The sequence below is a fragment of the Bacillus cereus group sp. N21 genome, from assembly GCF_016483395.1.
GTDB classification, from domain to species: Bacteria; Bacillota; Bacilli; order Bacillales; family Bacillaceae_G; genus Bacillus_A; species Bacillus_A pseudomycoides.
On sequence record NZ_JAEHBX010000088.1, the window covers coordinates 1 to 15,837 of the forward strand.

Sequence of the window (15,837 nt, forward strand, 5' to 3'; positions counted from 1 at the left end):
TTCTTTTTGTAAATTTTAATACAGATTCTCTTGAACGTTCGATTTCATTTTTATTTTCATTATAGAACTTTGACACATACACATCTGTAGTAATTACGTCACTTACATAAATTTTATTTTCCATATCTAGTTCCTCCGAATCATTTATTTCTCTCATTTTATGTTTATATATGCAAAATGAAAAACGTAAATCAAACGAAGAAATTTTTAAAATTCATTTTTCCTAGGATTGGTTCCAGAAAAGTTATCTTTCTATTTTAAATAAGCAACATAACAAATTTGGAACATTAGATAAGTATATACGTAAGCATCAAACTGTCCCCACTTGCTGTAACTAGAAGACAATTATGTTGGATACTTGATATGGGTACCTTTTAACCAAAAACAAGGATATCAAGAAGTTCTTGCCCAAACAATCATATAACAGTGAAATTTTTGTCTAATAGTGAAGGTTTTTGGTTAGATATTACGAATATATATAATCATGAATACGACTATGAAAACTAAAAATAGAAAGTTATTTACCACCCACTAAAGTATGAATAGTCATTATGGTCGAAAGGAATGGAATAGCTATGTTCGATAAAGGTAAGAATCAAACTAACGATATAATTTTTTCATATGATGTTAAGAAAGACGATAAGGTGCTTATTTATTGGTATGATAAGCTTATAAAAGTACTTTCAGGTGAAAATGCAAAGAAATTTTTATATAAAATCGAAGGTGCAGATGATGCAGAATCCCAGCTCATTATGGCTAAGCTTACCAGAAACCTTAAGCGTGGAAAGGACGAAAACACAAATACTATTGTAATAAGAGGAACTCATTATACTAGAAATAGGAATTAAGACTAATCGTAAATAGATTTTAAATAAAATTACAAAAAATGTTCAATCTCCTCAAGTACATAAATACTTGGAGGAGATTATCTCATCATTAATTGAATATTAAATTGTGGGGACGATTTGACGCTTACTTAAAATATCGCATTTGTGTTTCTCCTTACTCTTTTTTCTAGAGTGTAGTCTCATTTGGAAAACTTTGCAACAGAACCCCTAAAAGAATATAGGTCGAGAGCAAAAAAAACACCTGTTTTAACAGGCGGTGTCTCTTCACATAATAGTGTTCAACTCTTCTTACAACTTTCCATTCCCCTCAAAATCCACTTAATATCCGCAATATAACTATATTGAATCAATTCAAAGGAAAGTGTTCCACCCATAACCTTGTTTAGACCGGATATCCGCCTGTTGGCGGTGGCCAAGCACTAAATAATCTGCGAATCAGCACAATTTCTCCTAAATGGTAGGAGTTGTGAGATGCAATATTGCGTAGCACACCGCCTGGGGTTTCGCCAGGCCATTTCTCCAATGGTTTGTCCAATTGAACAGTTTGGGCAATCGTGCATGCCTGTTCAATCCCTTGAAGAAAATAGTGAATAATTTGTTTCCACTCTTCCTCACTGCCAGGACATTCTTCTTCAGGCCAGCTCTCTTTCACATGGGCAGGCAATGCAGGCTTCTCCCCCTGAGCGGATAATAAGAGAAAATCTTGCCAGTATGTCATGTGTTTCACTAATTGATAAATAGAATAAGGCAGTTCCTCTCTGCGTTTTCCCGCAAGCGCCAAGTCTATATCCGACAAAGCATTCTTGATAGGAAGATGTCCTCGTTCTCCTCTTAACGATTTTACTAATGCCTCGCTAAACGCTTTATTTGATTGCTCCATAATAACCGACTCCCATCCTGTTTTATTTTCTAATTTGCTGATTTTATGGCTCCGCCTCTTTTATATGCACTAAATATATTATAGAAGATTTACGACCATTAAGAGAAAACAAAATAAGAAAAAAATAACAAGAATCACTGACTTCTTAACGTACAGGAAATCGGTGATTTTTATTTAAATAGTACCTTAACGTACAATTTTCTTTTTTTGTTCGTATCAAGCCTGTAGCCTTTTTCTTTTATCTATCATAAAAGAAAAAAGCTATATTTTAAATTATTCTACTGTTTGAAATGGCTTTGTCTGAATTGCTTTCATCATTTTCATACGAGTAAATCGCTCATCTAAATTATTTTCAAGTATCCCATTCATGATGTGTTTCCGCAATCATTGGCTTATTCTCAGCAGAAATACCTTCCCATTCAAAATCTACAGAAGCATTCATCGTGTTACTTACATTTTCTGTAACTGAAAATTTTCCGGATAATGTCCGCTTTGTTTTACTTGGTTAGAAATGGTTGCTAACCATTCATTAAACCCTTTTAATGTATTAACTTTAGAAGTCGTACTTAAATTTAACTCAAATTGATCTGCTAATAGTTCTTTGAATTTGTCACTGTTCACAGATGCTGTTTTCATTAAATATAACCAGTAATGCATAAATGATTTTGCTCTATTTTCTGCATAGGCAGATTTAAATTGTGGATTTTCTACAGTACCTGTTGGTTCTAAATGCACCTTTGTAAAAAGAGGTAATTCGTTATCTAGAAGTTTCAGAATTGTTAAGTAATTAATTTTATAGCTTTATCTACTGTTATCTGGACGTATATTTTGATAAAGAATATTAGCTTCTAATGAAAGTACCTCATCGTTCAACTGATTGATGTGTTTTCAACATGATGCGCATTTTTCCATCCCTCAAACATTTTTAATCTGTCTACTAAACCAATTTTACCTTTCGAAGTTCCAGCTTGATAAAATTTCAATTTCATCCTCTAAAATGTCTAACTGATTTTCTAGACGAGCTTTGTTAAGCGAAACTTCATATACTTGATACCAACGATAATATTGTGTTAAAGCTAAATGATTATTTTTAATATATCTATCGTAAATGCAAAAGATTTACTAGAATTACCGTCACATTTTAACGAAAATATACGCTAAGGAACTATCGGCTTTTTGTTATGTTTGGATTTTAAAAGACTAGTTTCTTGTCCGCGTCACATACGGATAAATCGGATCTCTTAATTCGAAGTCATACGTTTCTCCATTCACAATTCCTACCACCTTCTCACTGTCATATAAATCCAGTAAGAAACCGGCCATTTGTTCAGCTGTATGGAACTTTGGAACAATACCATCATATTCAAAATTATCAACATCATAGGAGCGTTTCGCAAATTCGGTCTCTGTTGCAGCAGGAGCCAAGACTTTTGCTTGCATGGCTGCTCCTTTTCCTTTCAATTCTTGTGCAAGCCCTTCTGTAAAGGCACTTACATAGAACTTTGTCGCGCAGTAGGTCACAGCATCGGCAACAATCAGATATCCTCCTCCTGAAGAAATATTGATGATTTGCGTTTCTTTAACATCTGCATAGTCACGCACATAAAGAGAGGACAACAAGGTTAAGGCTTCAATATTCAAATGAAGCATCGTCTCAATCTTATTTAAATTTTGTTCCCCAACGGAAGCAAAGTTTCCAAATCCAGCATTGTTGATCCAGGTCTCGATCTGATAGTCCTGAAGACTTTCGTAGAATGCATAAACATTTGTGGTAACAGATAAATCAACAGTTCGAATGACAACATCCAGGTCTGCGTTAACGTCAGCCACTTTTGATTTTAGCTTTTCCAATTCCTCCGTTCTGCGAGCTGCTATGATTAAGTTTTTTCCGCGAGCCGCAAAAGCAAGAGCCGTTTCATATCCAATTCCTGAACTGGCACCCGTAATAACTGTATATTTCATATAAATCCCTCCTGAATTTTATCCAATTGATTTTATTGTGAACGAACTATGAGTTGATTATAATGATTAGAGTTAACTCTAAGTCAAGAAAAAAATTAATCTGGAGGTTTCTTATGCACACCATTGGTGAAGTGGCTAAAATTTTAGGGATAAGTACACATACATTGCGGTATTACGAAAAGGAAAAAATTATAACTCCGGTTCGTGATGCCAGCGGAGACAGGCGATATAACGATTCACATATTAAATGGCTACAATTTGTTATCAAGTTAAAAGAAACACAAATGCCTATCGCGAAAATAAAGAAGTATGCTTCATTAGTTTTAGAAGGAGAACATACTACACTAGAGCGATTAAGCCTTTTAGAAGAACATAAAGACGCTATTAAGAAACAAATCAGAACATTAAAATCTGCAGATGAGATGCTTGAATATAAAATTGCCGCTTATAAAGATTTCATTAGTAAACGAGATTAGATGCAGGCTCTATAAGGGTAATCACCACATCTCCATGGGGTAGAAGGAGCATCCATCGATTTTGGAGTAATCATCTGTCCAATAAATATAAAAATTGAGGGTTCTGTTGCAAAGTTTGAAAAAAGCATAAACAGGTTGGTAAATGAGGAACAATGTTTAGGAAGTAGCCAGTAATTGTTGAAGTTCATTGTACGTTGAAAAGGCGGAGTCTCTTTGAAAACTTCGCCTTTGTTTATATAGGGCATGAATGGTCTCAATACCTTTTATCGTACGTGAAGCATGACGAAGGTTTTGAAATCCTGCGGATTTGGCAAAACGCCTCTTGACATGCCTATGATCCTGTTCGACGAGATTGTTCAAATGTTTGATTGTACAATGAGCTGTATTTAAATAAAAACCTTGTTTTCTTAATTTCTTAAATGCGCAAAGTAATGCCGGCGCTTTGTCTGTTGTTAGAGCCGTTGGTTCTCCAAATGTTTTCACTAATCTTTTCATAAAGGCATAAGCAGCCGGATAATCCCGTTTTTTACGAAGTTGAATATCCAATGTATGCCCGTCTTTATCTATTGCACGATATAAATAACACCATTTCCCTTTGACTTTTATATAGGTTTCATCTAGCTTCCAAGATAATTGGACGTTTTTATTTTTCTTCTTCCAAATTTGATAGATAAGGTTTCCGTATTCATGAACCCAGCGCATGATAGTTGTTGGGTGAACTGAGATTCCACGTTCTTTTAAAATTTCAGAGACATCCCGATAACTTAAAGAAAAACGACAGTAGTACAGGGCGGCTACCAAAATAATATCTTTCTTGAACTGTTTTCCTTTAAAATATCGCATTTGTGTTTCTCCTTACTCTTTTTTTCTAGAGTGTGATCTCATTTAGAAAACTTTGCAACAGAACCCGTTTCGGATATTGGGAATATTCCATTAGAAGCACATTGAAATATTTAAGCCAATGTGGAGCCTTAGTTTAAGGAGAAATAAAAGGTAAGTACATATTTAACATAACTAATATGTACTTACCTTTATTTTTTGAGGATTTTTAACTTTTAGGTCTTGATAATGAAAGTAAGCGTGTTTTTTCATTCTGCCAGCAAATTATCTCATTCATTATTACTTTGAAACTTGTTCTTTTGGCAAAACCATTCCTTTATATAGTTGCACCGTTATCCAGTAATATACAACATAAATAATAAGAAAAATTCCAATTGGCATCCACACTTTTACAAACGGATCAACTAAGAAGAGGCGGAACAAGTTAAGTCCTACTAAAATATGTGAAATACCAATGATAGCCGGGAAGATAAAGAGATATGAAATTTCTTTATAGATACTACGCGACAACATACTACGGCGTACTCCAATTTTTCGAAGCATTTCATAGCGACGTACATCACGAGAAGCTCCTGTTAAAATTTTAAACATAAGAGAGCTCGCCATCATAGCTAAGAATGCAATTCCAAGGAAGAATCCCATAAACATCGTACCGCTCATGAAACTATTCATAAATTGGTAAGTTGTCATTTTTGTATATAATTCTACTTTTCCGCCTTTTTCTTTTTCTACTAACTCTTTTTGTCGTTGATCAATATCTATTAACAACGGTTTATATTTTTGTAAGTCATCCACTTGCACTAGCGTGACACTATGTTCTGTTCCTTGAATGTTTTTATAATGGTCCTTATCTGCAATTCGAACAGGTTTCCCGTTGAATTGATTGTGTGTAACTTGAACTTCTCTTATGATTGCATCATTCCAATCACTTGGCATATGTGGAAGTTTACTTGCTGCCTCAGGTGCTTCCATAGATGTATAAAGAGGTTCCGTTAATGGTTCTTTTACACGTTTACGTACAGGCTCTTTGACATTCTTTGTATCTTGATGATCAGAAATGAGTGGTGGCTTTGCAGTTAAATCTTCTCGTAAATAATAGACTGCTTCCCCGTCCACTTTATATTTATAAGTTCGTTGCTCTTCAATTTTCATTTGTTTTAATGCCGCTATATCTTTTTCATTCGGATCATGAATTGTCGCATCATAGACTCGAGAAAAATCCGTCATAATACCAACATTTTTTTGAAAAGCCATTCCAGCTGTCATCGCCCCTGCACCAAGTGCAATTAGCATCGCGACAGTCCCAAGTACCCGAGATAAACTATTTATTCGAAAACGAAGCTGAGCATATGTAAAACTATTTAAACCTGTTTCATTTCGTTTTTTGTTGTTTTTTAACTTTGTTACAAACAATGGTAACAATGAACTAAAAATAAAATATGTCCCTATCGTTGTAGCACCCGTTGCTAGTATAAATCCTATTTCACGTAACTTGTCTATATGCAGTATAGAATAGTATCCTGTTCCTAACAGTAACACTCCCATTACAGTAAAAATGATAACGCGACGTTTACTCTTTTCTATTGTATCTTGTGTTTCATCTTCACGAAGTAGCTCAAGTTCAGTTTGACGCAATAACCGTATACTATTGATAAATCCAGTAATAATAAATAAGACCAAGAAGAATCCACATGTAACAAGAACTGCAGGTATATAAAATGGTGCATAGCCTTTCGCCGAAATTTCTAAACCATTCATTAAAAAATTCCCCGCTGCACTTGCTAGTAATATTCCTACAATAATCCCAATAATAATGCTGATAATTCCCATACCGAATGTTTCGATAAATAATAACTGGGCTACTTTTTTCTTCTTTGCACCGAGCATCATATACATACCAAGCTCTTTCCTGCGCAATGTAAGTAAAAAGGAATTCGCATATACGATATAAAAGACCGTAATGAAGGAAAGTAAGACAGCACCAACCCAAAATACAAGGCGAATACTATTAATCATACTATTATCTTTTGTAAATTGGCTGTTAATCGCCATCGTTTGAAACATATAGAAAATACTGATACTAATGACAAGACCAACAAGCAAAACAAGATAGTCCTTTAACATTTTTTTCATACTATGACGTGATAATTTCAATAACATGATCTCGCCCCCTATTTGGATTCAGCCGCTGAGCCCATATGAGCAAGCACACCTAAAATATCTTGATAGAAATCCTCTCGTGTTCCTTGGCGTTTCAATTCTTTATAGAGTAGCCCATCTTGAATAAATAGAATCCGCTCACAATAACTTGCACTAAATGCATCATGCGTTACCATTAATATACTTACTCCATGATTTTCATGTAAGTCTTGCATCGCTTCTAATAAACTCTTCGCATTTTTGCTATCAAGTGCTCCTGTTGGTTCATCCGCTAATACAATGGCCGGATTATGTACTAAAGCTCGTGCTGCAGCTGTTCTTTGTTTTTGTCCACCAGAGACAGCTGATGGATATTTTGTTAAAATTTCAACAATATCTAATTTCTGTGCAACCTCATTTACTTTCCCGCTTATCTCACTTGAAGGCACTCCTTGTAGTGAAAGTGGCAAAGCAATATTCTCATAGATCGAGAGATTTTCAAGCAAATTAAAATCTTGGAAAATAAACCCCAGTTTTTGAGAACGAAAATCTGATAAAGCGTTCCCCTTCATTGAAGTAATATCTGTGCCTGCTATCGTCACACTTCCTCCTGTCGCATGATCAAGTGTACTAATTACATTTAGTAGTGTCGTTTTTCCAGATCCAGAAGGTCCCATAATCCCAACGAATTCCCCTTCTTGTATCGTAAGCGATACCCCTCTTAATGCTTTTGACTGGCTTTCATTTCTTTTGCCATATGTTTTCTCCACACTTTCTACCGTCACTACATTTGTTGCCATTCCTATCCCTCCATCTCTTTTGTATATCATTACTTTGTCATACATTTCTTAGATTTCTCCTACATAAATTCTTAAGATTTTTTTAATTTTTCATTTTTTTATAACAAAATTGATAAAAAATCTTATATCATTTACTTTCTTTTTAAATATTCTCACTTTTACTTACAATCTTCCTGCGATTTATCTTACATTCACCTTACATTTTTGTAAGGTACAAAAATAACAACGTAAAATCCCCCACCTACACTTTGCTTAGAAGCGGACGCTTCTAAATATATTAAGACAAGCATAATTTAAAATAAGTAAAAATGGAGAGGAGAGCCGTCGACATATATTAAATTAGACCATGGTTATATCCTTTACAAGGAATCTAGTGGAATGAATATAGTTTTAATTTTAGAGATTAAAAATAAGAATGATGGATGGAAAGTAGAAAATAAACAGGTTAAAAATGATTTTTAACGACGAACAACTTCGAATAATTTCTTTATGATAGTAAAAAACACACTACTTACTTAAAGTAGTGTGTTTCAACCTGATTGATTTATGATTTATTACTTAGATCCTTTATTATAAACTTCCTTCCGTATACTTTCCATAAATGCAGATAGCGAAACCACTTCAGATTTTTCTTCACCATATTTACGCACATTTACAGATCCATTCTCCATTTCTTTATCCCCAATAACAAGAATGTATGGTATCTTTTGGAGCTGTGCCTCTCGTATTTTATACCCTAGTTTTTCACTACGAGCATCTCGTTCGGCGCGAAGGCCAACGCTCTTTAACTTTTCTTCAATTTCCTTTGTATATTGTTCATGTACTTGATTGGAAACAGGAATCACCTTTATTTGAACCGGAGCCAACCATGTTGGGAATGCCCCTCCGAAATGTTCAATTAGTATTCCTAGGAAACGATCAAAAGAGCCTAATACAGCACGGTGAATAACAACCGGTCTTCTTTTCTCATTTCTTTCATCAATATAATTCAAGTCAAATTTCTCTGGCATTTGGAAATCAAGCTGAACTGTTCCACATTGATGGCTTCTTTGTAAAGCATCTTTAATATGAAAATCAATTTTAGGTCCGTAAAATGCGCCATCTCCTTCGTTCACTCTATAGTTATAATTTAATGATTTCAGCACATTCTCGAGAGACAATTCAGCTTGGTTCCATAGCTCATCATCACCCATTGAATCTTCAGGTCTTGTTGAAAGCTCCACTTCATATTCAAAACCGAATGTTCTATAGACATAGTCAATTTGTTTTAACACTGACTTTATTTCACTTTCTATTTGCTCAGGTGTCACAAATAAATGTGCATCATCCTGACAAAATGTACGAACTCTTAATAATCCATTTAATGCACCGCTGAATTCGTGGCGATGTACTTGACCAAATTCACACATTCGAATTGGTAAATCGCGATATGAATGTAGCTTATTTTTAAAAATAAGCATGTGTCCAGGGCAATTCATCGGTTTTAATGCAAAGCTTTTGTTGTCTACCTCTGAAAAATACATATTATCTTTATAATGATCCCAGTGCCCTGATTCTTCCCATAGCCCCTGATTCATCATAATGGGAGTACGCACTTCTTGGTAATCGTAGTTTTGTTGTATTTCTCTTAAAAAAGACTCTAATTCATTTCGAACGATTTGTCCTTTCGGTAAATAAAAAGGCATTCCTGGTGCTTCTTCCGAGAACATAAATAATTCAAGTTCATTTCCTAACTTACGATGGTTTCTCTTTGCTGCTTCTTCTACAAAATGCAAATAGCTTTCTAATTCTTTTTGAGAAGAAAACGCAACGCCATATATACGCTGAAGCACTTGATTATTACTATCCCCGCGCCAATATGCACCGGAAACGTGAGTTAATTGAAATGCTTTCAAGTAGCCAGTTGACGGTAAATGTGGACCGCGACATAAATCAACAAATTCTCCTTGTTTATAAATTGTTACAATCTCATTTTCAGGGATTGCTTCTAAAAGCTCCAACTTTAGGTGATCATTTACATCTTGGAAAAGCTTTTCTGCTTCTTTTCGAGTGATTTCAACTCGCTCTATTTTCAAATTTTCATTCACAATATTCTTCATTTCTTTTTCAAGTTTAGGTAAGTCTTCAATACCTATACTACTTGGAAGATCCATATCATAATAAAAACCATTTTCTATAACAGGTCCTACGCCAAGTTTTACATCACCGTATATTCTCTTTACAGCTTGCGCTAATATATGTGCAGAAGTATGTCTTGCAACTTCTATTCCTTCCTCTGAATCCATAGTTATAATTTGAATTTCTGCATCCTGTTCGATATTTCGACGTAAGTCAAATAATTGACCATTCACCTTTCCGGCTACTGCTTTCTTTTTTAAACTTGAACTAATTGAGGCTGCAATCTCTTCTAGAGTAATTCCTTTTACATATTCTTTGGCACTACCATCTGGAAAAATAATGTTAATCATCTGTTCTCTCATTTTAATCGCTCCATTTCATAAATAAAAAAGCACACTCATCCCTAATAATAGGGACGAGCGTGCTTTTACCCGTGGTTCCACCCAGATTCCCATCATACTAAACATACAACGGCTTCTTTTGCGGTAACGTCGCTTACACGGCACTAGATACTTTTATTTTCCCCAGTGCAGCTCTAAGGTGGTAAGTTATTTCACTGCGTTAGGAAGTTCTCAGCACTCCTTCCCTCTCTGTATAACCGTTAAAAATAACTCGTGTCCTTTTCTTCGCTTATTATGAAATTAAAAATAAAAAAGCATACTCATCCCTAATAATAGGGACGAATATGCTTATATTCGTGGTTCCACCCAGATTCCCATCATATTAAACATACAATGGCTTCTTTTGCGGTAACGTCGCTTACACGGCACTAGATACTTTTATTTTCCCTAGTGCAGCTCTAAGGTGGTAAGTTATTTCACTGCGTTAGGAAGTTCTCAGCATTCCTTCCCTCTCTGTATAACCGTTAAAAATAACTCGTGTCCTTTTCTTTGCTTTTAATAACACATCCATTAATTGTTATTTACTATACCCTATTCATTTTATTTTTGCAAGTGTCAAAAAATATTTTTTGTTCAATAAAAAAAGGGAAACCAAAAACAATTTTCATGTTTTTTGATTTCCCCTATCTTTTTTACCAATCTTGTGGTTCGTAGTTTAAGTCTGCAAATAATCTTTTTTTCTCTTTCTTCGTTAAATCTCTCCACTGTCCAACTGGTAAATTATTCAACTGGATATTCATAATTCGCGTACGTTTTAATGTGTATACTTGATAACCTAAAGCTTCACACATACGACGAATTTGGCGATTTAATCCTTGTGTTAAAATAATTTGGAATTCATATTTTGATAACTGTGTTATTTCACAAGGAAGTGTTTTTGTTCCTAAAATTTTAACACCCGCTGCCATTTCTTTTAAAAATTCAGGCGTAATCGGTTTATCTACTGAAACAATATATTCTTTTTCATGTTTATTTTCAGCACGTAAAATTTCATTAATAATATCGCCATCATTCGTTAACAAAATTAAACCGTCTGAATCTTTATCAAGACGTCCAACGTGATTAATTCGTAAAGGATGATTCACTAAATCGATAATGTTACCTTTAACTGCCTTTTCACTTGTACATGTAATACCTACTGGTTTATTTAAAGCGATATACACATGGTCTCGAGCAATTCGAAGCTGCTCTCCATTTACTCGCACGTCATCACCTGGTTGTACTTGGTCACCTATTTTTGCAACCTTTCCGTTAATAATTACTCTTCTTTCATTAATTAACTTATCTGCTCCGCGTCTAGATGCTTTTCCAGATTCACTAATAAATTTATTTATACGCAAGTTAGGCACATCCTTTTTTCTAAAAATTTCAAGCTCACACTGCTTCTACCGTACAATAACAAAAGGGTAAGCCTCCTAATATAACTTAAATATATTAACACGAAAGGGTACCTGACGTCTTCTATAATTTTCATGTTTAAAAGAAAAGAGTTCGTCTTATTGAACTACATACCAATAATACATTCGCTGCATGCCTTCTACTTTTAAACTAATAATTCATACAACTATAACTACTAAAATCATTCATCCTAGATATACACCATTTATTCACTTTTTTTATAATTAATATACAGACCATTCTTTTATACACACAACTTGCTTTCCATTTATATTTTCAACATCCTCGGTTACATTAGCTAACTCATATAATCCAGGAAAAATTTCTTTCACATAACGCTGATGTGACATTTCATTTTCCCAAAAAGAAAGGACGACATAGCGATTGGAGTTTTTAAGAGATCTTCCCACAACGCCGCCTAACATTCCTTCTGATTTTTCCATTCCTTTATTCCAAATTGTTTCTTGTATATGTAAAAAGTTCTCTTCCCTGTCTCTTTTCACATCACAAACTGCTGCTCTGACAAATAGATTTTTTGCAAGTACATTCGTAAATGGAGTAGCTTTTATATCAAATAACGTTTGAAATAACTCTATTTCACAAGATACATACGTATCCTTTTGATTGCTATTATGAAAAATTGGATCATGCATTTCATTCATAAATTTTTGATATGTATTCATGTTTTCCCATACAGTAAATATACAGGCCTCATCTTCATTCCAGCCCCCGAACTGTCCATAAAATCCCTCTAGATTTTGTAAACCTCTCCATTTCTCTTGCGCCTCTGAAAACAAACCCTTTTTCTCTTTTTCTACCTGACAAAATATCGTTTTTAATAACATATAGATCCCCCCTAATTATATATTCCGTATTCCTTTTGCAATGATTGCTATTTCTTCACCTACTATTTAAAAAATCAAACACTTTTATTTACATAATAAAATTACAATCTATTCAATTGTTTTTTTAAAATACTGATTCGCTTCTTTTATCATCCAATCTCCCAGTAGCTCTAAAAAAGACAAAATTTCTGTTATGTCGTCTATAGGATTAACTGCATATTGCAGCGCTTTCCTCATATCTTGTTCTTGCTCTGGAAAATGCTTACTAAACAACTCATACGCTGGATGAAGGTCTCTAGAATAAAGTCCTTCTTTATCAATTGTTAATGCTAATCCTGCTCTAACTATGATTTTCATAGTCCAGCGGCAACAATCTAATATATCTTCCCTACCTTTATTATGAATTAATTCTTTACATGCTTGTTCAATTTGTGGCTGTAAATGTATAAGATGTTCACGTGCTAATTCTCGACTTACTTTATATTTAGGTAGCTGTGATCTTATATCTTCACCGAGTATACATACTCCATGTGTTTGAATCATAAAACTTATAAACGACAAACGACTGGAATGTAACACTTCTTCAACATCATAAAAACTTAATTCCACTCCAGATATACAACCAAATTTTTGAAGCAATTGTTGCTCTATACTTTCGATCCATTCCAAGTCTAGTGCCTTCGGATCTTTTCGAACTAATATAATTGTATCTATATCTGCAATCCCCTCTATTCCAATCCCTCTTGGAACAGACCCTCTAATGTAAATGCTATGGAGGTCATCCTGCAGCATATGAAAACATATATCCTGTACCTCTTGTATAACTTTGAGAAAGACTGGTTGAATATTATTCATATGTGAATCATTAATAATGTATCCTTTGTCATCTACAGGACAAAACCGACCTATTTTCTTAATAATTGACAATCAATCAGCTCATTTCTATATAAAGTGTTATATACAAATTAATTATAAATCAAAAAATTAAGAATAAAAACAAAAATACATCTTATCGTAGTATGATTATAATGCATTTACTAAATAATCCAATAAAAGGAGTATGTTGACAATGAAACCCGCATTCTCAGTAACTGATTCAACTCATATTCAAAAGATTGAAGCAGAAGGTTTGAAACTACTAAACGAATTACAAAGCTTCATACCTTTATTGCAAGAAAAGGTTACAATCCTCTCACCACCAAAAGGAATCGTATTTCACGATTTAGAATCTGCAACACAAGTTTATTCAAATATTCCTATGCCAGCTTATACTTCACGTGATTTGATTCATATTACACCACTTATTGATGTATGGAAAAATATCTACTTATCTGTAACTGACGGAAAAGAGCTTGAAAAAGCTCAGCAATATTATAAGCAACTTAATATACTCGACATCGCAACTATTGCTGCACATGAATTCGTACATCACGCTGAAGAATTCCATAGTGATTTTGATGAAATTGATGAAGAATCGATGTGGTTTGAAGAAGGCGTATGCTTTTATTTACCAAGAAAACTAATGATGTCACATGAACAATTTAAAACAATTATGCAGGTAGAAGATGAATTAATTAGCATATATCAAGCTGAATTTAGTAATTACCCTTTAAATGAGTTCGGCAAGTCTGCGGAAAGTGGATCATATGCGGGAGCTTTTTATGATTATTGGCGAAGTACGAAATTGATTCGTATACTAGTAGAACAATATTTTAATAATGATATTCAAGCATTATTTTCCTGTTATCACGAATGGGTTGAAATCAAAGAACAAATCTCACTTCATGCATTTTTCGTTCAGAAATTAAGTCTTTCCCCACTACATGCAAAGGAACTCGGATTGTTATCTTAAATAATAAATAGGACACAAACAAAGTAATCATCCTGTTTATGTCCTATTCCCCTGATATCTTAATCTACTCTTCAAACAAGTAATACATATTTTCCACTGGATAATGTAATACAATTACCTTCCTATCTCCTTTTTGAAATACTACAGTATGCCCATCTTCTCCAAGGTTTTCCCATCCTTTTGCTTTTGATATAGGCATTAGACTTATATATTGATAATGTGCTTGATTTTCATCTTCAATATGAATAGCTGACATAGGAACTGGAAAATCTTTAATCTTTGATTCTTTCGTCATAAATATTAGCGCTAATAGCCCTCCTAAAACTCCTACCATAATAATATTGGAGTATATTTTCCGTCTCTTTTTCTCCATCAAAATCTCATCCTTATATGTTAATAAACGTAAAATCCTTTAATGTTTTATCGGTTTTTACCGTACAATGCCATTTATTATTGGACATTTATTTCACAAATCTTTTTTTCGACAAAATATAACAATTTTCAAATGTATAACTTGTTATTATAGATTGAAACATCTCATGTTTTGCATATTAGGAGGAATTACTAAATGAAAAAATTGTTTCATAAAAAATGGTGGCTTTGTCTTTTTAGCACGCTGATAATTGCCAGCATTGGAGTCATTGTTTTTTTGAACTACACGAAAGAGAAAAAAATTCAAACTACTAAAGAGCCTATCAATAAAAAAATTTATCAACAAGAATTAAAATCTCAAATTGATTTACTTACTACAAACTACGATACTATCGTGGAACAGGAATGGTTACCAACATGGACTGAACTAAATTCAAAATCAGGTAACATAAATACAACTGAATTACTGGATAAAATGAGTCATATAGCAAACCAATTCAACGAGATTTCTAAAAAAACGGAAACATTTAAAGCTCAAGAAAAAATGAAAGACCCTGCACTGAAGCAGAAAATAAATCATTTTAAAACCGCGTTTATAGCCGCTTCAAATTGTATGGAAAATGCCGCATTATCTATTACGCAAGGCTTAAACAATGAGAAACCCTTAAAAGATAGTTTAGAAAATGCTACGCAATCTTTAGGTCTTGCTGATCAAAATATTGTCATGGCTTTATCTACGTTAGCTGAACTAGAAGGCATATTAGGGATAACCAAAAAATAAATTGACGACATCATTCCCTTCCATTTTAAAAGATAAAAATTTTGTTCAAAATTATTTTCCAATAAAAAATAATTGCAATTCATTTATAAGGCTGTCTCTTATACACATCTCCGAGCCCACGAGAC

At 33.8% G+C, this 15,837-nt stretch carries 15 protein-coding genes and 2 other annotated features; of the genes, 4 read left to right on the plus strand and 11 right to left on the minus strand.

The features are described from left to right. The first annotated feature begins 575 nt into the window (after positions 1 to 575). On the plus strand, positions 576 to 848 hold the full coding sequence (locus JDS96_RS27090; RefSeq protein WP_018765174.1) for a hypothetical protein: 273 nt from the start codon (positions 576 to 578) through the stop codon (positions 846 to 848). A 382-nt stretch (positions 849 to 1,230) separates the two neighbouring features. Here JDS96_RS27090 and JDS96_RS27095 read toward each other — a convergent pair whose 3' ends face one another. From JDS96_RS27095 to JDS96_RS27105, 3 genes are all read right to left on the minus strand, one after another. Further along, the gene (locus JDS96_RS27095) at positions 1,231 to 1,728 is read right to left on the minus strand and encodes a DinB family protein (protein WP_003207157.1); all 498 of its coding nucleotides are present in this window, start codon (positions 1,726 to 1,728) and stop codon (positions 1,231 to 1,233) included. Positions 1,729 to 2,178: 450 nt separating this feature from the next. Continuing rightward, positions 2,179 to 2,385 carry a hypothetical protein gene (locus JDS96_RS32525; RefSeq protein ID WP_239500016.1) on the minus strand — a complete coding sequence of 69 codons (207 nt, stop codon included), beginning with the start codon at positions 2,383 to 2,385 and terminating at the stop codon, positions 2,179 to 2,181. Between the two features lie 543 nt (positions 2,386 to 2,928). Then, positions 2,929 to 3,690, minus strand: a complete 762-nt coding sequence (locus JDS96_RS27105; RefSeq protein WP_006096864.1) for an SDR family NAD(P)-dependent oxidoreductase — start codon at positions 3,688 to 3,690, stop codon at positions 2,929 to 2,931. Positions 3,691 to 3,803: 113 nt separating this feature from the next. Between JDS96_RS27105 and JDS96_RS27110 the strand changes: the two genes are divergently transcribed. Further along, positions 3,804 to 4,166: a MerR family transcriptional regulator gene (locus tag JDS96_RS27110; RefSeq protein ID WP_018765170.1), complete on the plus strand. Its 363-nt coding sequence runs from the start codon at positions 3,804 to 3,806 to the stop codon at positions 4,164 to 4,166. A gap of 156 nt (positions 4,167 to 4,322) precedes the next feature. Here JDS96_RS27110 and JDS96_RS27115 read toward each other — a convergent pair whose 3' ends face one another. The 7 genes from JDS96_RS27115 to JDS96_RS27145 form a co-directional block, all read right to left on the minus strand. Continuing rightward, positions 4,323 to 5,009 carry an IS6 family transposase gene (locus tag JDS96_RS27115; protein WP_199668639.1) on the minus strand — a complete coding sequence of 229 codons (687 nt, stop codon included), beginning with the start codon at positions 5,007 to 5,009 and terminating at the stop codon, positions 4,323 to 4,325. 276 nt (positions 5,010 to 5,285) lie between these two features. Continuing rightward, positions 5,286 to 7,166, minus strand: a complete 1,881-nt coding sequence (locus JDS96_RS27120) for an FtsX-like permease family protein (protein WP_199668640.1) — start codon at positions 7,164 to 7,166, stop codon at positions 5,286 to 5,288. 11 nt (positions 7,167 to 7,177) lie between these two features. After that, positions 7,178 to 7,945, minus strand: a complete 768-nt coding sequence (locus tag JDS96_RS27125; RefSeq protein WP_033797012.1) for an ABC transporter ATP-binding protein — start codon at positions 7,943 to 7,945, stop codon at positions 7,178 to 7,180. A 554-nt stretch (positions 7,946 to 8,499) separates the two neighbouring features. Further along, the gene (thrS, locus tag JDS96_RS27130) at positions 8,500 to 10,425 is read right to left on the minus strand and encodes a threonine--tRNA ligase (RefSeq protein WP_199668641.1); all 1,926 of its coding nucleotides are present in this window, start codon (positions 10,423 to 10,425) and stop codon (positions 8,500 to 8,502) included. A gap of 46 nt (positions 10,426 to 10,471) precedes the next feature. Further along, positions 10,472 to 10,699, minus strand: a binding site (T-box leader). Between the two features lie 36 nt (positions 10,700 to 10,735). Beyond that, positions 10,736 to 10,963, minus strand: a binding site (T-box leader). 133 nt (positions 10,964 to 11,096) lie between these two features. Continuing rightward, positions 11,097 to 11,804: a 23S rRNA pseudouridine(2604) synthase RluF gene (gene rluF / locus JDS96_RS27135; protein ID WP_003197651.1), complete on the minus strand. Its 708-nt coding sequence runs from the start codon at positions 11,802 to 11,804 to the stop codon at positions 11,097 to 11,099. 282 nt (positions 11,805 to 12,086) lie between these two features. Next, entirely contained in the window at positions 12,087 to 12,707 is a 621-nt protein-coding gene (locus tag JDS96_RS27140; RefSeq protein WP_003197649.1) for a DUF4937 domain-containing protein, read from the minus strand. 108 nt (positions 12,708 to 12,815) lie between these two features. Beyond that, on the minus strand, positions 12,816 to 13,634 hold the full coding sequence (locus JDS96_RS27145) for a nucleotidyltransferase (protein WP_199668642.1): 819 nt from the start codon (positions 13,632 to 13,634) through the stop codon (positions 12,816 to 12,818). A 142-nt stretch (positions 13,635 to 13,776) separates the two neighbouring features. Here JDS96_RS27145 and JDS96_RS27150 point away from each other — a divergent pair, with 142 nt between their 5' ends. Then, positions 13,777 to 14,559 (plus strand): hypothetical protein, encoded by a 783-nt coding sequence (locus JDS96_RS27150; RefSeq protein WP_199668643.1) that lies wholly within the window; start codon positions 13,777 to 13,779, stop codon positions 14,557 to 14,559. A gap of 64 nt (positions 14,560 to 14,623) precedes the next feature. Here JDS96_RS27150 and JDS96_RS27155 read toward each other — a convergent pair whose 3' ends face one another. Beyond that, positions 14,624 to 14,932, minus strand: coding sequence for a hypothetical protein (locus JDS96_RS27155; protein WP_199668644.1), 309 nt, complete (start codon positions 14,930 to 14,932; stop codon positions 14,624 to 14,626). A gap of 195 nt (positions 14,933 to 15,127) precedes the next feature. On the opposite strand from JDS96_RS27155, the gene JDS96_RS27160 reads away from it, so the two are divergent. Further along, positions 15,128 to 15,712 (plus strand): hypothetical protein, encoded by a 585-nt coding sequence (locus JDS96_RS27160; RefSeq protein ID WP_199668645.1) that lies wholly within the window; start codon positions 15,128 to 15,130, stop codon positions 15,710 to 15,712. The last annotated feature ends 125 nt before the right edge of the window (positions 15,713 to 15,837 follow it).

What these genes read in the sequence shown, in the direction of transcription:
- JDS96_RS27110 (WP_018765170.1), top strand. Translation starts at nt 3,804, where the DNA reads ATGCACACCATTGGTGAAGTGGCTAAAATTTTAGGGATAAGTACACAT.
- JDS96_RS27140 (WP_003197649.1), bottom strand. Translation starts at nt 12,707, where the DNA reads ATGTTATTAAAAACGATATTTTGTCAGGTAGAAAAAGAGAAAAAGGGT.
- JDS96_RS27150 (WP_199668643.1), top strand. Translation starts at nt 13,777, where the DNA reads ATGAAACCCGCATTCTCAGTAACTGATTCAACTCATATTCAAAAGATT.
- JDS96_RS27105 (WP_006096864.1), bottom strand. Translation starts at nt 3,690, where the DNA reads ATGAAATATACAGTTATTACGGGTGCCAGTTCAGGAATTGGATATGAA.
- JDS96_RS32525 (WP_239500016.1), bottom strand. Translation starts at nt 2,385, where the DNA reads ATGCATTACTGGTTATATTTAATGAAAACAGCATCTGTGAACAGTGAC.
- JDS96_RS27160 (WP_199668645.1), top strand. Translation starts at nt 15,128, where the DNA reads ATGAAAAAATTGTTTCATAAAAAATGGTGGCTTTGTCTTTTTAGCACG.
- JDS96_RS27155 (WP_199668644.1), bottom strand. Translation starts at nt 14,932, where the DNA reads ATGGAGAAAAAGAGACGGAAAATATACTCCAATATTATTATGGTAGGA.
- JDS96_RS27090 (WP_018765174.1), top strand. Translation starts at nt 576, where the DNA reads ATGTTCGATAAAGGTAAGAATCAAACTAACGATATAATTTTTTCATAT.
- JDS96_RS27120 (WP_199668640.1), bottom strand. Translation starts at nt 7,166, where the DNA reads ATGTTATTGAAATTATCACGTCATAGTATGAAAAAAATGTTAAAGGAC.
- JDS96_RS27095 (WP_003207157.1), bottom strand. Translation starts at nt 1,728, where the DNA reads ATGGAGCAATCAAATAAAGCGTTTAGCGAGGCATTAGTAAAATCGTTA.
- thrS (WP_199668641.1), bottom strand. Translation starts at nt 10,425, where the DNA reads ATGAGAGAACAGATGATTAACATTATTTTTCCAGATGGTAGTGCCAAA.
- JDS96_RS27125 (WP_033797012.1), bottom strand. Translation starts at nt 7,945, where the DNA reads ATGGCAACAAATGTAGTGACGGTAGAAAGTGTGGAGAAAACATATGGC.
- JDS96_RS27115 (WP_199668639.1), bottom strand. Translation starts at nt 5,009, where the DNA reads ATGCGATATTTTAAAGGAAAACAGTTCAAGAAAGATATTATTTTGGTA.